Annotated in this window: 1 protein-coding gene; it reads left to right on the top strand. The window is 57.3% G+C overall.

Annotated elements, in window-relative coordinates; translation table 11 throughout:
- Window positions 1-592: nicotinate phosphoribosyltransferase (pncB, locus tag ACTHUR_RS16095; protein WP_440399680.1), on the top strand; the 592-nt coding region annotated here is incomplete at both ends.

Raw genomic sequence — 592 nt, 5'->3', positions numbered from 1 at the left:
CCCCCGACATCGTGCGAGGTACCAGCAACGTTTATCTCGCCAAAAAAATCGGCATCACCCCCATCGGCACGATGGCGCACGAGTTCCTCCAAGCCTTCCAAGCCCTCGACGTGCGCCTGCGCAACTTCCAAAAAGCCGCCCTCGAAAGCTGGGTACACGAATACCGCGGCGACCTCGGCATCGCACTGACCGACGTCGTCGGCATGGACGCATTCCTGCGCGACTTCGACCTCTACTTCGCCAAACTCTTCGACGGTCTGCGCCACGACAGCGGCGACCCCTATGTATGGGGCGACAAAGCGCATGCGCACTATAAAAAACTCAAAATCGACAGCCGCACCAAAATGCTGACCTTCTCCGACGGTCTGGATATCGAGCGCTCATGGGCGTTGCACCAATATTTCAAAGACCGTTTCAAAACCAGCTTCGGTATCGGCACCAACCTCACCAACGACATGGGGCATACCCCGCTGAACATCGTCCTGAAACTCGTCGAGTGCAACGGTCAGTCCGTCGCCAAACTCTCCGACTCTCCGGGCAAAACGATGACCACCAACAACACCTTCCTCGCCTACCTGCGTCAGGTGTTTGA

Source organism: Neisseria sp. P0021.S007, from assembly GCF_051956855.1.
The sequence above is the reverse complement of the archived record's forward strand: the minus strand, read 5'-3'. Positions and strand labels throughout refer to the sequence as shown.